The 13,838-nt window shown below is 49.5% G+C and carries 17 protein-coding genes; 12 read left to right on the plus strand and 5 right to left on the minus strand.

Translation table 11 applies throughout. The features are described 5' to 3' along the window. Window positions 1-10: 10 nt before the first annotated feature. Complete coding sequence (gene hslO / locus ACQ31U_RS06175; RefSeq protein WP_431054185.1) at window positions 11-901, minus strand: Hsp33 family molecular chaperone HslO; 891 nt, start codon at window positions 899-901, stop codon at window positions 11-13. Window positions 902-1,058: 157 nt separating this feature from the next. Between hslO and relB the strand changes: the two genes are divergently transcribed. Together relB and ACQ31U_RS06185 are read left to right on the plus strand one after the other, a co-directional pair. Further along, a complete protein-coding gene (relB, locus tag ACQ31U_RS06180) occupies window positions 1,059-1,295 on the plus strand; it encodes a type II toxin-antitoxin system RelB family antitoxin (protein ID WP_431054186.1) in 237 nt (78 codons plus the stop codon). Continuing rightward, on the plus strand, window positions 1,264-1,542 hold the full coding sequence (locus ACQ31U_RS06185) for a type II toxin-antitoxin system RelE family toxin (RefSeq protein ID WP_431054187.1): 279 nt from the start codon (window positions 1,264-1,266) through the stop codon (window positions 1,540-1,542). The genes relB and ACQ31U_RS06185 overlap by 32 nt, the downstream gene beginning before the upstream one ends. 3 nt (window positions 1,543-1,545) lie before the next feature. Here the strand turns inward: ACQ31U_RS06185 and hslR are convergent, their stop codons facing one another. Together hslR and yrfG are read right to left on the minus strand one after the other, a co-directional pair. Beyond that, window positions 1,546-1,938, minus strand: a complete 393-nt coding sequence (gene hslR / locus ACQ31U_RS06190) for a ribosome-associated heat shock protein Hsp15 (RefSeq protein WP_431054188.1) — start codon at window positions 1,936-1,938, stop codon at window positions 1,546-1,548. A gap of 14 nt (window positions 1,939-1,952) precedes the next feature. Next, window positions 1,953-2,609, minus strand: coding sequence for a GMP/IMP nucleotidase (yrfG, locus tag ACQ31U_RS06195; RefSeq protein ID WP_431054189.1), 657 nt, complete (start codon window positions 2,607-2,609; stop codon window positions 1,953-1,955). A 75-nt stretch (window positions 2,610-2,684) separates the two neighbouring features. On the opposite strand from yrfG, the gene nudE reads away from it, so the two are divergent. The 6 genes from nudE (at window position 2,685) to ygiD (ending at window position 8,946) form a co-directional block, all read left to right on the plus strand. Continuing rightward, a complete protein-coding gene (gene nudE / locus ACQ31U_RS06200; protein WP_431054190.1) occupies window positions 2,685-3,248 on the plus strand; it encodes an ADP compounds hydrolase NudE in 564 nt (187 codons plus the stop codon). After that, window positions 3,245-4,072 carry a 3'(2'),5'-bisphosphate nucleotidase CysQ gene (cysQ, locus tag ACQ31U_RS06205; RefSeq protein ID WP_431054191.1) on the plus strand — a complete coding sequence of 276 codons (828 nt, stop codon included), beginning with the start codon at window positions 3,245-3,247 and terminating at the stop codon, window positions 4,070-4,072. Before nudE ends, cysQ begins: the two co-directional genes overlap by 4 nt. A gap of 100 nt (window positions 4,073-4,172) precedes the next feature. Then, the gene (zwf, locus tag ACQ31U_RS06210) at window positions 4,173-5,672 is read left to right on the plus strand and encodes a glucose-6-phosphate dehydrogenase (protein WP_431054192.1); all 1,500 of its coding nucleotides are present in this window, start codon (window positions 4,173-4,175) and stop codon (window positions 5,670-5,672) included. Between the two features lies 1 nt (window position 5,673). After that, window positions 5,674-6,387: a 6-phosphogluconolactonase gene (gene pgl, locus ACQ31U_RS06215; RefSeq protein WP_431054293.1), complete on the plus strand. Its 714-nt coding sequence runs from the start codon at window positions 5,674-5,676 to the stop codon at window positions 6,385-6,387. 94 nt (window positions 6,388-6,481) lie between these two features. Next, window positions 6,482-7,930: a decarboxylating NADP(+)-dependent phosphogluconate dehydrogenase gene (gnd, locus tag ACQ31U_RS06220; protein ID WP_431054193.1), complete on the plus strand. Its 1,449-nt coding sequence runs from the start codon at window positions 6,482-6,484 to the stop codon at window positions 7,928-7,930. A 233-nt stretch (window positions 7,931-8,163) separates the two neighbouring features. After that, entirely contained in the window at window positions 8,164-8,946 is a 783-nt protein-coding gene (ygiD, locus tag ACQ31U_RS06225) for a 4,5-DOPA dioxygenase extradiol (protein ID WP_431054194.1), read from the plus strand. 59 nt (window positions 8,947-9,005) lie between these two features. Here ygiD and ACQ31U_RS06230 read toward each other — a convergent pair whose 3' ends face one another. Next, complete coding sequence (locus ACQ31U_RS06230; RefSeq protein ID WP_431054195.1) at window positions 9,006-9,335, minus strand: DMT family transporter; 330 nt, start codon at window positions 9,333-9,335, stop codon at window positions 9,006-9,008. Window positions 9,336-9,509: 174 nt separating this feature from the next. On the opposite strand from ACQ31U_RS06230, the gene ACQ31U_RS06235 reads away from it, so the two are divergent. Beyond that, entirely contained in the window at window positions 9,510-9,917 is a 408-nt protein-coding gene (locus tag ACQ31U_RS06235; protein ID WP_431054196.1) for a DoxX family protein, read from the plus strand. Window positions 9,918-9,977: 60 nt separating this feature from the next. Here ACQ31U_RS06235 and ACQ31U_RS06240 read toward each other — a convergent pair whose 3' ends face one another. Further along, window positions 9,978-10,244 carry a helix-turn-helix domain-containing protein gene (locus ACQ31U_RS06240; RefSeq protein ID WP_431054197.1) on the minus strand — a complete coding sequence of 89 codons (267 nt, stop codon included), beginning with the start codon at window positions 10,242-10,244 and terminating at the stop codon, window positions 9,978-9,980. A 72-nt stretch (window positions 10,245-10,316) separates the two neighbouring features. Here ACQ31U_RS06240 and ACQ31U_RS06245 point away from each other — a divergent pair, with 72 nt between their 5' ends. The 3 genes from ACQ31U_RS06245 (at window position 10,317) to purD (ending at window position 13,719) form a co-directional block, all read left to right on the plus strand. After that, a complete protein-coding gene (locus ACQ31U_RS06245; protein ID WP_431054198.1) occupies window positions 10,317-10,499 on the plus strand; it encodes a hypothetical protein in 183 nt (60 codons plus the stop codon). A gap of 234 nt (window positions 10,500-10,733) precedes the next feature. Next, on the plus strand, window positions 10,734-12,335 hold the full coding sequence (gene purH, locus ACQ31U_RS06250; protein WP_431054199.1) for a bifunctional phosphoribosylaminoimidazolecarboxamide formyltransferase/IMP cyclohydrolase: 1,602 nt from the start codon (window positions 10,734-10,736) through the stop codon (window positions 12,333-12,335). A 79-nt stretch (window positions 12,336-12,414) separates the two neighbouring features. Further along, complete coding sequence (gene purD / locus ACQ31U_RS06255; RefSeq protein ID WP_431054200.1) at window positions 12,415-13,719, plus strand: phosphoribosylamine--glycine ligase; 1,305 nt, start codon at window positions 12,415-12,417, stop codon at window positions 13,717-13,719. Window positions 13,720-13,838: the final 119 nt, after the last annotated feature.

Consider the following 13,838-nt stretch of genomic DNA (forward strand, 5'->3'; position numbering starts at 1 on the left):
TTGTTGAGGCTTAGTATGCATTTTGTTTAAGCCGGTTAATCGCTTGTTTGTTGAAGAAGTAGTGCGTGCCGCAACATTCGCATTGCATATCGATACTACCGTTATGCTCGGCTAAAATTTCGTCAATTTCCGCCTCGTCAATCAAAAGTAATGCCGCGCCGGAACGTTCCGCCGAACAACCGCAATGGAAACGTACCGCACTTGGGTTAAACAGTTCCACTGTTTCTTCGTGGTATAAGCGGTACAGTAACTCTTCGGCGGTTAAACCGAATAATTCATCGCTTTTCACCGTTTCCGCCAATATTTGTAGATGTTGCAAATCATCAGCCGAACCAGTGCCGTCCGGCATAATTTGCAGTAGCATTCCCGCGGCGACCGGTTGCCCTGCAAATTCGCCGGTTTTAATCACAAGTGCGGTTTTCAACTGTTCGGAACGCTCGAAATAGTCTTGCAAGCACTCGCTAATCGTCGCTTTGCTTAACTCCACAATTCCTTGATAACGCTCGCCTTGGGTCGGATTAATTGAAATCACCAACACCGCTTTGCCGATCATCTGTTGCAAGCTACTGTCGGCGGCAATCTCACCCTCTACCCGCGCCAGCGCCCGTAGTTGCAGTTGATTGTCGCCGTTGACCAACGCCAGCTTCAGCGGGCCGTCGCCTTGGATTTGCACCGTGATGTCGCCTTCGAATTTCAATGTCGCGGTCAATAACGCCGTCGCCACCAGCATTTCCCCCAACAGGTTTTGCACCTCTTGCGGGTAATGATGGGTGTTCAAGGTTTCACTAAAAGTGCGGTTCAGCCGCACCCACTCGCCGCGTACCGCTCTTTGGCTGAACAGATAGCGGTGCAGAGTGTCGTTGTCTTGCGTATAGTCAAGGGTATTCGTTGTTTCGCTCATGTGATTTCCGGTTGATTGTTCGTGAAGATTGCTTGTTATATATGGGCGGATCTTAGGTTGTCAAGCCAGCTTGTGCAAGTATGAGATTTATTACTTGTATTACATTTAATACATCTCTAAAATAGCCACTGTCTCAAACAAAAACGAGGATAAAACAATGACGATTTCCGTGAGATTGCCAACCGAGTTGGAAATCCGTTTAAATTATTTGTCAGAAAAAACAGGGCGCGCCAAATCATTTTATATCAAGGCGGCACTGGAAGCCTATATGGAAGATTTAGAAGATGTGTTACTTGCCAATGCGATATTGGAGCGCGTTCGTTCAGGCAAAGAAAAAACGCATAAATTAGAGGACATTGAAAATGAACTCAAACTGGACGGTCTCATTAACTGATACCGCAAAAAAGCAATTAGCCAAATTAGCCAAGAAAAATCCAAAACAAGCAGAACAAATCATCAAATATCTCAAAGAGGTTGCCATGTTGGAAAATCCACGTATGCGCGGTAAAGGATTGGTTGGCGATCTGTCGGGTTTATGGCGTTATCGTATCGGTGATTATCGGGTGATTTGCGAAATTAATAATAATGAACTGCTGATTACCGCACTTGATTTAGGACATCGGCGCGAAGTTTATCATTAACACTCATTCCTGATACTTAAACTTAATCAAATCCCGCCGCTCTTTTTTATTGGGGCGGCGTTCAGGGTTTGGCATTGATAACGCATTGGCTTTGCGTGCGGCGGCGATTTGTTCGCGTTTCGCTATGCTGGCGGCGGTTTCTTGATACAGTTGCTGCGCCTGCGTGGCGTTGCCGCGTTTGTCGGATAACGCCAACACTTGCACCTCTTTTTCCTCGCTGCCTTGGCGCAGTTTCAGCATTGCGCCGAGTTCCACGATTTTGCTCGGTTTGCTGCGTTGTCCGTTGTAATGCACTTTGCCGCCGTCGATCATTTCACGGGCAAGCGAACGGGTTTTGTAAAAACGGGCTGCCCACAGCCATTTGTCGAGGCGCACGCTGTTATCGTTGTCTTTCATTATTCGCTTCCTTATTAAACAAACAGTTGGCTGAAATCCGCAATGCTGCGATGGCGTTGGAAGACGTTGGGCGGCAGGATTGAATCGGGATTTTCGATACCGACGGTGAACGCAATCCGATGATTCGCAGCTTGCTCCAACACCGCTTCCAAATCGTCGAGCAGCAATGTCCGTTGCGGATCAATCGCATAATTTTGTAGCAGCGCTGTCCATAGTCCGCCGTTCATTTTCGGCTGTTGAAATTGGTGCGAGGAAATCAGGGCTTCGAAGTGCGGTGCGAGATCGCAATGCGCCATTTTCACCTCTAAGCTGTAAGGGTGCGAATCGGTCAGTAACAGCAAGCGTTTGCCCATGCCGTTTAATCGTTGCAACAACGGGTATACGCCAGACCGCACTTTGAGTTTCGGCATATGCTGCAACTGCATTGCGCGGATGGGCAGTTGCAACGTGTTCGCCCAATGATCGATGTCGTACCATTGCATACTGTGTTCGACATCGCGATAAAGCTGTTTCAGTTTGGCGTGACTCTGCTCCGTGCTGATCGCCATCTTTTCGGCATATACCTGTGGCACAATCTCTTTCCAAAATTCGGCATCTAAGCGCAAATCAATCAGAGTACCGTCCAAATCAAACAGCACAGTGTCAATCTGCTGCCAATCTATTTCTCTCACTGGCTTTCCTTTTTACATTTATTCTCGGAGTATGGTATCGTTACTCTTGTTTGTTGGCAAATTTTAAGGAATACGATGACTGTTTCGCGACAAAAACCTCAGATTCTTGCGGTAAAGACCGCCGCCAAATCGCGTATTTTTGAAATTCAGGCAGTGGATCTGCAATTTTCCAACGGCGCACGGCGCACCTTCGAACGTTTCAAACCGAGTAGCCGTTGTGCGGTGATGGTGTTGGCGCTTCATCAGGAGCATTTATTGCTGATCAGTGAATATGCGGTCGGTACCGAACGTTATGAACTGGGCTTTGTCAAAGGTTTAATGGACGCAGGCGAAACGCCGCAGCAGAGTGCCAACCGCGAATTGCAGGAAGAAATCGGCTTCAAGGCGCAAAATCTGACATTATTGAAAACCGTGATCACTTCGCCCGGTTTTATGCATAACCCAATGCACATCTTTTTGGCGGAAAATTTAACGCCGTCACGTTTGCCCGGCGACGAACCGGAATCGCTCGACATCATTGAATATCCGTTGCAGGATCTGGATAAGTTGTTATCACACGATGACTTTTGCGAAGCGCGCAACTTGACCGCACTTTACCTGTTACGCGATTATTTAGCGAAACGGAAGCATTCAGTATGACCCATGCCATTTTACTCAGCGAACCACTATTAAACGCCGCCTTGTCGATTGCCAAAAGAGCGGGTGAAAAGCTGCTGACCTTTTATTACCGCGGTATCGAAAGCGAACTGAAACAGGATAATACGCCGGTGACCGAAGCGGATCTGGCGGTCAGCCGCTTTTTAGAGGACGAATTGCAAGCCTTGACCCCCGGCATTCCGGTGTTATCGGAAGAGAGCCAAACCATTGACTTTGCCGAACGTCGCCGCTGGACACAATATTGGCTGGTCGATCCGCTCGACGGCACGCAGCAGTTTTTGGAAAAAACCGATCAGTTTTCGGTGTTGATCGCCTTGGTGCAGCATAATCAGCCGACCTTGGGGATCGTCTATTCGCCTGTTCCGCGGCTGGCGTTTTATGCCATGGACAAATTCGGCGCGTACAAACAGCAGAACGGTGTGATTAGCCGTTTGCAGACCCGGCCGCCCGGCGATAACGTGATTCGGATTGCGGTGGGGAAGAATGTGCGGCGGCAACAGGTGATGGCGATGTTTCACGATCAATTTGACTACCAACTGATCCGTTACGGTTCCAGCGGTTTGAAAGGGGCGCTGGTGGCGGAGGGGCGCAGCGATTGCTATATTCGCTTGGGCAAAACCGGCGAATGGGATACGGCGGCGGTCGAATGTATCTTGCGTGAAACCGGCGGAAAAATCGTGGATTTGTACGGCAATCCTCTGACTTATAATCGGCGCGAAACCCTGATTAATCCGGATTTTATCATGCTCGGCAACGCCGCCTTTCCGTGGCAAAAAGTAGTACGATTTCAACAACTATTAAAATAATAGACGATTAGGACAAAATAAGCGATTGACGCTGTGAATCGATGTTATTAGACTGCATGGATTGCTGATGAAAGGTCAGTCAACCCGAAGGACGAGATAAATGAAAAAACCGGACAACAACAGCCTTGTTATTTTTGGCGCATCAGGGGATTTAACCCACCGCAAACTAATTCCTGCCTTGTATCATCTCTTTAAAAACGGCCGCTTGGCGGATGATTTTGCGATTTTAGGGGTCAGCCGCACCGAATTCAGCGACGAGCAATATCGTGAAAAACTGATGGATATTCTGGGAAAAAGCGAAAAAATTGAAAAGCGCGAGATGCTTGAGTTTTTCTCGCATGTTTACTACCAAGCGATTGATACCGCCAAGGTTGAAGATTATGCCAAAGTCAAAGTGCGGTTGGACGAGTTTGAAAAAACACACCGCACGCAAGGCAATGCGCTGTTCTATCTTTCCACGCCGCCAAGCCTGTATCCGGTTATTCCGGCACATCTTGCCGCGCACGGCTTGAATCATCAACGCAACGGTTGGAAACGGTTGGTGGTGGAAAAACCGTTCGGTTATGATTTGACATCGGCCATCAACCTGGATGCCAAACTGCACGAAGATTTTGACGAATCGCAAATTTATCGTATCGACCATTATTTAGGCAAAGAAACGGTACAAAATATTTTGGTATTGCGTTTTTCCAACGGCTTGTTCGAGCCGTTGTGGAATCGGAACTACATTGATTATGTCGAAATCACCGGGGCGGAAGCCTTGGGTGTGGAAGAGCGCGGCGGTTATTATGATGGTTCGGGCGCAATGCGCGATATGTTCCAAAACCACTTATTGCAAGTGTTGGCGATGATCGCGATGGAATCACCGGCGGTGATCGATGCCGACGCCATGCGCAATGAAGTGGTGAAAGTATTGCAAAGCCTGCACCCGTTGAGCGAAGAAGATTTGGAAAAATATCTGGTGCTGGGGCAATACACCGGTGCCAAAGTGCGCGGCGAATACCAAAAAGGCTATCGCGAAGAAAACGGCGTTGAGCCGCAATCGCGCACCGAAACCTATATGGCGTTAAAACTGAAAATCGACAACTGGCGCTGGAGCGGCGTGCCGTTTTATGTGCGCACCGGCAAACGCCTGCCGACACGGGTAACCGAAGTGGTGATTCACTTTAAGAAAACGCCGCACCCGGTCTTTAACGCCAACGCACCGGAAAATAAACTGATTATTCGCATTCAGCCGAACGAGGGGATCGTAATGAGTTTCGGCTTGAAAAATCCGGGTTCCGGATTTCAGGCCAAAGAAGTATCAATGGATTTCCACTATCAGGATCTGACCGATACCAATATCCTTGATGCTTACGAACGTTTGCTACTGGATTCGCTGTTAGGGGACGCAACCCTGTTCTCGCGCAGTGACGCAGTGCGAGCCTGTTGGAAGTTTGTCCAACCGATTTTGGATTATAAAGCCAATAATCCAAAACTTTATGGTTATGCCAGCGGTACTTGGGGGCCGCAAGAAGCGGATTTTATGATGGAGTCCAAAAACCGTAGCTGGCGTTTCCCGTGTAAAAATTTAACGAATACGGAATATTGTGAGTTATAACATGAAATACAGTAAGTTTGCAGACGCACAACGTGCGGTAGAGAAGATAGCAGAAGAATTTTTGGCGTATAGCCGGCAGGCAAAACCGGTGCATATTTCCCTGTCCGGCGGCAGCACGCCGAAATTATTGTTTAAAACCTTGGCGGAGGAATACGCCGAGAAAATCAACTGGACGAATTTGCATTTTTGGTGGGGCGACGAGCGTTGCGTTGCGCCCGATGACGAAGAGAGCAACTACGGCGAAGTACAGCGCTTACTGTTAGATCATATCCAAATGCCGGCGGAAAATATCCACCGCATTCGCGGCGAAGACGAGCCGGAAGCCGAAGCCGCCCGTTTTGCGGCGGAAATGTTAGCGCTCGTGCCGAAAAACAGCGCAGGCGTGCCGGAATTCGACTGGATTATTTTAGGCATGGGCACCGACGGACACACCGCTTCGTTGTTCCCGTTGCAAGTGGATTTTAACAGCCGTGCGCTGACGATTGTGGCAAAACAGCCGCAGAGCGGACAACTGCGGGTGTCCAAATCCGCCTATTTGATTGAAAATACAAAACGTCTGACCTATTTGGTCACCGGAGCCAGTAAAGCGGATTTGCTACGTGAAATCCAACAAGCCGGCACCAACGAATTGCCGTATCCGGCGGCGCGGGTGAAAGCGAATAACGGCAACACCGAATGGTATTTGGACGCCGACGCAGCCTCGCAGTTGCTGTAACGGATCTGATATAAGAGTGTTGTAGGGGCGGATTGCATATCCGCCCGTTTACAGATAAAAATCAACAATTTTAGCAAAGCAGAAGGAAACAAACATGAAAGGTGATATTGGCGTAATCGGACTTGCGGTCATGGGGCAAAACCTGATTCTGAACATGAACGATCACGGCTTCAAGGTCGTGGCTTATAACCGCACTACCAGCAAAGTGGACGAATTTTTGCAAGGCGCCGCCAAAGATACCAACATTATCGGCGCATACTCACTGCAAGATCTTGCCGACAAGCTGGAAAAACCGCGCAAAGTGATGTTAATGGTGCGTGCCGGTGAGGTGGTCGATCACTTCATCGACAGCCTGTTACCGCACTTGGAAGCGGGGGACATCATCATCGACGGTGGCAACTCCAATTACCCTGACACCAGCCGCCGCGTGAAAGATCTGGCGGAAAAAGGCATTCGCTTTGTCGGTGCCGGCGTGTCCGGCGGCGAAGAAGGCGCACGTTTCGGGCCTTCGATTATGCCGGGCGGCAACGAAGAAGCGTGGCAATATGTGAAACCAATCCTGCAAGCGATTTCCGCCAAAACCAAAGACGGCGAACCGTGCTGTGATTGGGTCGGCAAAGAGGGCGCAGGGCATTTCGTCAAAATGGTACATAACGGTATCGAATACGGCGATATGCAGCTGATTTGCGAAGCCTACCAATTCCTGAAAGAGGGCTTGGGCTTAAGCTACGATGAATTGCACCAAGTATTCAGCGACTGGAACAAAACCGAATTGGACAGTTACCTGATTGAAATCACCGCCGATATTCTTGGCTACCGTGATGAAAACGGCGAACCGTTGGTAGAAAAAATTCTCGATACCGCCGGTCAAAAAGGCACGGGCAAATGGACAGGCATTAATGCGTTGGACTTAGGCATTCCGTTGACCTTAATCAGCGAAGCGGTGTTCGCCCGTTGCGTGTCGGCATTTAAAGAACAGCGGGTCGAAAACCAAGCCTTATTTAACAAACAAATCGGCACGGTCGCAGGCGACAAAGCGCAATGGATCGAAGCGGTGCGCAAAGCGCTGCTGGCGTCTAAAATCATCTCTTACGCGCAAGGCTTTATGCTGATTCGCGAAGCGTCGGAAAACAACAACTGGGATCTAAACTACGGCAATACCGCACTTTTATGGCGTGAAGGCTGCATTATCCGCAGCGCATTCTTGGGCAATATCCGCGACGCGTACGAAACCAATCCGAATTTGCAATTCTTGGGCGCAGACAGCTATTTCAAAACCATTTTGGAAAATGCGTTGCCGGAATGGCGGAAAGTGGTAGCGAAATCGGTAGAAATCGGCTTGCCGATGCCGTGCATGGCGTCCGCGATTACTTTCTTAGACGGCTACACCAGTGCCCGTTTGCCGGCGAATTTATTGCAAGCGCAACGCGACTACTTCGGCGCGCACACCTACGAGCGTATCGACCAACCGCGCGGACAATTCTTCCACACCAACTGGACCGGCAAAGGCGGCAACACCGCTTCCACCACCTATGAAGTGTAATGAATTGCTGATCAAGGCTAAAATGCTCGATCTTTATGGTAAAGTCCGGGCGGATATTTAATCCGCCCGTTTACTTTGTCTCATCAACGCCCTCTGCCAATAATCTAAAAATACATCTCTTAACAGATTTTTCTTTCCTTATAAGAAACCATTTATCAACAAAACCGCACTTTATTTCTTCTGCGTTGATTTCTATACTCAAGCCATCAAAAATTAATCAAGAGGAAATGAATATGAACACTAAAATGCCGGCGATTTTTATCGGGCACGGTTCGCCGATGTTGGCGATTGAGCAGAATCCGTTTACCCCGAAATGGTATCAGGCGGCGCGGCAGATACCGAAACCAAAAGCGATTTTGGTGGTTTCCGCCCATTGGATTTCAGAGCGAGTGGCGGAAACCGCCTCGCCGAATCCCGATCTGATTTATGATTTTTACGGCTTTCCAGAGGAATTATATCAAGTACGTTATCCGGCAAAAGGCGATCCGCACTTGGCGCGGCAAGTGCAGCAGCTGGTGGATAACCCAGAAGTGCGGTTAGATCCGCAACAAGGGCTGGATCACGGCACTTGGGCGGTGTTGGCGAAAATGTATCCTGACGCCGATATTCCGATTGTGCAACTCAGTCTGGGGGCGGCGTTGAGTATGCAGCAGCATATCAACTTGGCAAAACAACTGAAACCGTTGCGCGAGCAGGGCGTATTGATTTTGGGCAGCGGCAATTTGGTGCATAATTTACATTTAATGGATTGGCGGCGAGCTGACGCACTGTTCGGCTACGACTGGGCGCACAGCGCACAGCAAACGTTGTTGGATTTAATCCGTCTGGGGGATTTGGACGCGTTGGCAGACTACCGCATGTTAGGCGACGCGGTGCAAAAAGCCATTCCGACCGCCGAACATTTTTTGCCGTTGCTGTATATTCTTGCCTTGCGGGAAGAGGGTGAGCCGTTAGATATTTTCAACACCCAGTTTGTCGGCGGTTCGCTGGATATGACTTGCGTGAAAGTGGGTTAAACCGCACTTTGCGTGATTATCGCCACCATTAACGTGGCGATTTTTTTTATTTCTTAACCCTAATGCCCCACTGTTTTGGAAAACAGATTAATCACCAGCACCCCAAGCACAATCAAACCAATGCCTAACAGCGCAGGCAGATCCAGTTTTTGTTGATAAGCAATCCAACCGATCAGGGCGACGATCACAATTCCCACCCCCGACCAAACCGCATACGCCACCCCAACCGGAATGGTGCGCAGGGTCAGGCTGAGGAAGTAGAACGCTACGCAGTAGCCGATCACCACGATCACGCTCGGCACAAGACGGCTGAATTCCTGTGAGGCTTTCAGCATTGAGGTCGCCACAATTTCGGCGGCAATGGCGATAAACAGGTAGATCCAAGACATCGTTTTCTCTCATTTAAAGTGCGGTTTGGCGCAGTATAACACAGAGATCGTTTCCTCTCAGTTGATAATATCTTTCTTTTTTGCGGATTGTTCCGCCAATCAAGAAAACTATAATGGGCGCACTTTCGCTAGTAACCCTTTTTACTTTTTATTCTGACATTAAGAGAGAAAATCATGAACAACAAATTAAATTCATACGCCCCATACGCTTTGGCATTATTACGCATTATCGCCGCCTATATGTTCTTTTGGCACGGTACGGCAAAATTTTTTGAAATTCCGGTGTCGATGACCGGCGGCAACGGCGGCGTGGCACTGTTTTCCCAATATGGTTTGGCTGGCGTATTGGAAATCGGCGGCGGCATTTTATTGGCATTGGGCTTGTTCACCCGCCCGGTGGCATTCCTGTTATCGGGCTTTATGGCGTTTGCCTATTTCGGCGTGCACGCCAGTGCGGGCAACCTGTTAATGCCGTTGTTAAACCAAGGTGAATTGGCGGCATTATATTCGTTAGTGTTCCTATATTTTGTGTTTAACGGCGCAGGTGCCTTTGCCTTAGATAACAAAATCGGCAAAAAATAATTCGTTTTAAACTAAACCAAAACCCGGTCGGCGTGATGATCTGCGCGCTGAACGGGTTTTTTATTCGGGCGGAGCGAGATTCGGGGCGTGTTGCAATTCGTGCAAAAGTGCGGTCGGATCTAATTCTAGCGCATGGCAATAATCGATAAATTCTAAAATATCTAAATGCCGATCACCGGTTTCAATTTTTCCAATCAACGAATAAATCACGCCCAAACGTTCAGACAGCGCGCGTTGCGACAAGCCTAAGGCTTTCCGTTGTGCGACGAAACGTTGTCTGAGCCAGCGCTGTTGTTCGGTGTGAATAGAGGTTCGAAATTTTTTCATTGCACCCATTTTAGGTTTAATTTATGGCTGAACCTGTTTTGGGTGCAATAACGTTAATTAAGGCGCTTCTTTATGAGTGAAAAAACAAATTCGGGCATGATTGCAGGTATTATTTCTTGCGTGTTAGCGGTGTTGGGTATTTTATTTTTAGGCTTTATTTTTATCCCTTTGGCGGCGATTGTGGCAATTTTTGCGACGGTAACCGCGGTAAAAAATAAAAATCTTGCCGGAATCGGGGCTAGTGTATTGGCTTGAATTTTAACCATTATCGGCTTATTCACCTCGCCGGTATTGTTGGGCATGTTAGGTTTGGGATTGGCGGGTTAATCTATTTATTTTTACGCACCCAAAACAATTTTTAGTTAAATATCAATCTATTAAATCCGCATGGCTGTTTTCCGCTACAGAAAAACGTTGATTTATTGTATAATTCCCGCTTGAATTTTTCCCACTTAAATTAAACCAACCACTCTGTAAAGGAATGCACAAATGCAATCAAATCGTCCTATTCGTCAAGCGCTGTTAAGTGTTTCAGATAAAAACGGCATTGTTGAATTTGCTCAAGGGCTGGCGCAACGCGGTGTTAAGCTGTTGTCCACCGGCGGCACGGCAAAACTGTTGGCAGACAGCGGTTTAGCAGTGACCGAAGTGTCCGACTATACCCAATTCCCGGAAATGATGGACGGGCGGGTCAAAACCCTGCACCCGAAAATACACGGCGGTATTTTAGGGCGGCGCGGGATTGATGACGCAGTGATGACGATTCACGGCATTCAGGCGATTGATATGGTGGTGGTGAATCTGTATCCGTTTGCGCAGACCGTTGCCAAAGCGGATTGTACGCTGGAAGACGCAGTGGAAAATATCGACATCGGCGGTCCGACCATGGTGCGATCGGCGGCGAAAAATCATAAAGATGTGGCGATCGTGGTCAATAATGCGGATTTTGAGCAAATTCTGCAAGAAATGGATAAAAACCACAATTCCCTGACCCTCGACACCCGTTTTAACCTCGCCATCAAAGCCTTTGAACACACCGCCCAATATGACAGCATGATCGCCAACTATTTCGGTCGGTTAGTGCCGCCTTATCAAGGGGCGGAGGAAGAGGATTTAACCCAACCGAGCGGGCAATTCCCACGCACCTTAAACCTGAATTTCACCCGTAAACAAACCATGCGTTACGGCGAAAACAGCCACCAAAATGCGGCGTTTTATGTGGAAAACGAACTGCACGAAGCCAGCGTTGCCACCGCCAAACAACTGCAAGGCAAAGCGTTGTCGTATAACAACATTGCCGATACCGACGCCGCCTTGGAATGCGTGAAAGAGTTCGCCGAGCCGGCGTGCGTGATTGTCAAACACGCTAACCCGTGCGGCGTGGCGTTGGGCGCAAATCTTTTAGAAGCCTACAACCGTGCTTACCAAACCGATCCGACTTCCGCATTCGGCGGCATTATTGCCTTTAACCGCACTTTAGATTTGCAAACCGCACAAGCGATTATCGAACGTCAATTTGTGGAAGTGATTATCGCTCCAAGCGTGGCAGACGAAGCAAAAGCGATCTTGGCAACGAAAAAGAATGTGCGTGTACTGGAGTGCGGACAGTGGCAAGTGCGTCAGCCGCGTTTGGATTTCAAACGGGTTAACGGCGGCGTGCTGGTGCAAGATTCCGATTTAGGCATGGTCGGCTTGGACGATTTGGAGGTGGTGAGCAAGCGCAAACCGACCGAAGCCGAGCTGAAGGATCTGCTGTTCTGCTGGAAAGTGGCGAAATATGTCAAATCCAACGCGATTGTGTATGCCAAAAACAACCAAACCATCGGTATCGGCGCCGGACAAATGAGCCGAGTCTATTCCGCTAAAATCGCCGGAATCAAAGCGGCTGACGAAGGGCTGGAAGTGAAAGGCACGGTGATGGCGTCCGACGCGTTCTTCCCGTTCCGCGACGGCATTGACGCAGCAGCAGCGGCAGGGGTGAGCTGTGTGATCCACCCCGGCGGTTCAATGCGCGATCAGGAAGTGATTGACGCTGCCGATGAACACGGCATGGCAATGGTGCTGACCAAAATGCGCCATTTCCGTCATTAATTTGCAAAGTGCGGTCAGCCACGGTGGTGACCGCACTTTTTGTTTTTCCCATTTAGCATAAGTAGCGTAAGGATCTCAAATGAATATTTTAATTATCGGCAATGGCGGACGTGAACACGCTTTGGCTTGGAAAGTGGCGCAATCGCCGTTGGCGGACAAAGTCTTTGTTGCGCCGGGCAATGCCGGCACCGCACTTGAGGCGAAAGTGGAAAATGTCAGCATTGCCGCCACCGATTTGGCGGCGTTGGTGGAGTTTGCCCAGAAAAACGAAATCGGTTTGACCATTGTCGGACCGGAAGCGCCGTTGGTAATCGGCGTGGTGGACGCATTCCGTGCCGCCGGTTTGAAAATATTCGGCCCGACCCAAGCGGCGGCGCAGTTGGAAGGTTCAAAAGCCTTCACCAAAGATTTCTTGGCGCGTCAGCAAATCCCGACCGCGGAATATCAAAACTTCACCGAAGTCGAACCGGCACTGGCTTATCTGCGCGAAAAAGGCGCGCCGATTGTGATTAAAGCCGACGGTTTGGCGGCAGGCAAAGGCGTGATCGTGGCGATGACTTTGGCAGAAGCCGAAAGTGCGGTGCAGGATATGTTGGCGGGCAATGCCTTTGGTGACGCCGGACACCGTATCGTGATCGAAGAGTTTTTAGACGGCGAAGAAGCCAGTTTTATCGTGATGGTGGACGGCAAAAACGTTGAACCGATGGCGACCAGTCAGGATCACAAACGGGTCGGCGAAAACGACAGCGGTTTAAATACCGGCGGCATGGGCGCGTATTCGCCGGCGCCGGTGGTCACGCCTGAGATTCACCAACGGATTATGCAAGACGTGATTTACCCGACCGTGAACGGTATGGCGGCGGAAGGCAACACGTACACCGGTTTTTTGTACGCCGGTTTGATGATTATGCCGAACGGGCAACCGAAAGTGATTGAGTTCAACTGCCGCTTCGGCGATCCGGAAACGCAACCGATTATGATGCGCTTGCAATCGGACTTGGTCGAACTGTGCTTGGCGGCGTGCGGCGGCAAACTGGATCAAGTGCGGTCTGAATGGTGTGCGCAAGCGGCATTAGGTATCGTGTTGGCGGCGGAAGGTTACCCGGGCGATTACCGCAAAGGCGATGTGATCAGCGGCATTCCGTCTAGTAGCATAGGGCAAAGCGCACTTGCCGGACAAAAAGTGTTCTTGGCAGGGGTGGAGCAAAAAGGCGATCAACTGGTCAGCAACGGCGGACGGGTGTTGTGCGTCACCGCACTTGGCGATACGGTGGCAGCCGCGCAGCAACAGGCGCTGCAACTGGCGGAACAAGTGCAATGGCAAGGGCGTTTCTACCGCCGCGATATCGGTTATCGTGCGGTGGCGCGTGAGCAAGCCAAGTAGCGGTTAAAAAACAAAGTGCGGTATGAAAATTTTTCATTCCAAACACAAAATAAACGACAACGATTAATCAAAAAAACAGTGTATGGTTGGTGAAAAAAACCGTACACTACAGACAAGTT

It is taken from the genome of Testudinibacter sp. TW-1 (assembly GCF_050613185.1).
Taxonomy (GTDB): Bacteria; Pseudomonadota; Gammaproteobacteria; order Enterobacterales; family Pasteurellaceae; genus Chelonobacter.

Bases quoted from the DNA above. Each gene is read 5' to 3' on its own strand.
- hslO (WP_431054185.1), bottom strand. From the start codon at position 901: ATGAGCGAAACAACGAATACCCTTGACTATACGCAAGACAACGACACT.
- relB (WP_431054186.1), top strand. From the start codon at position 1,059: ATGACGATTTCCGTGAGATTGCCAACCGAGTTGGAAATCCGTTTAAAT.
- ACQ31U_RS06185 (WP_431054187.1), top strand. From the start codon at position 1,264: ATGAACTCAAACTGGACGGTCTCATTAACTGATACCGCAAAAAAGCAA.
- hslR (WP_431054188.1), bottom strand. From the start codon at position 1,938: ATGAAAGACAACGATAACAGCGTGCGCCTCGACAAATGGCTGTGGGCA.
- nudE (WP_431054190.1), top strand. From the start codon at position 2,685: ATGACTGTTTCGCGACAAAAACCTCAGATTCTTGCGGTAAAGACCGCC.
- cysQ (WP_431054191.1), top strand. From the start codon at position 3,245: ATGACCCATGCCATTTTACTCAGCGAACCACTATTAAACGCCGCCTTG.
- zwf (WP_431054192.1), top strand. From the start codon at position 4,173: ATGAAAAAACCGGACAACAACAGCCTTGTTATTTTTGGCGCATCAGGG.
- pgl (WP_431054293.1), top strand. From the start codon at position 5,674: ATGAAATACAGTAAGTTTGCAGACGCACAACGTGCGGTAGAGAAGATA.
- gnd (WP_431054193.1), top strand. From the start codon at position 6,482: ATGAAAGGTGATATTGGCGTAATCGGACTTGCGGTCATGGGGCAAAAC.
- ygiD (WP_431054194.1), top strand. From the start codon at position 8,164: ATGAACACTAAAATGCCGGCGATTTTTATCGGGCACGGTTCGCCGATG.
- ACQ31U_RS06230 (WP_431054195.1), bottom strand. From the start codon at position 9,335: ATGTCTTGGATCTACCTGTTTATCGCCATTGCCGCCGAAATTGTGGCG.
- ACQ31U_RS06235 (WP_431054196.1), top strand. From the start codon at position 9,510: ATGAACAACAAATTAAATTCATACGCCCCATACGCTTTGGCATTATTA.
- ACQ31U_RS06240 (WP_431054197.1), bottom strand. From the start codon at position 10,244: ATGAAAAAATTTCGAACCTCTATTCACACCGAACAACAGCGCTGGCTC.
- ACQ31U_RS06245 (WP_431054198.1), top strand. From the start codon at position 10,317: ATGAGTGAAAAAACAAATTCGGGCATGATTGCAGGTATTATTTCTTGC.
- purH (WP_431054199.1), top strand. From the start codon at position 10,734: ATGCAATCAAATCGTCCTATTCGTCAAGCGCTGTTAAGTGTTTCAGAT.
- purD (WP_431054200.1), top strand. From the start codon at position 12,415: ATGAATATTTTAATTATCGGCAATGGCGGACGTGAACACGCTTTGGCT.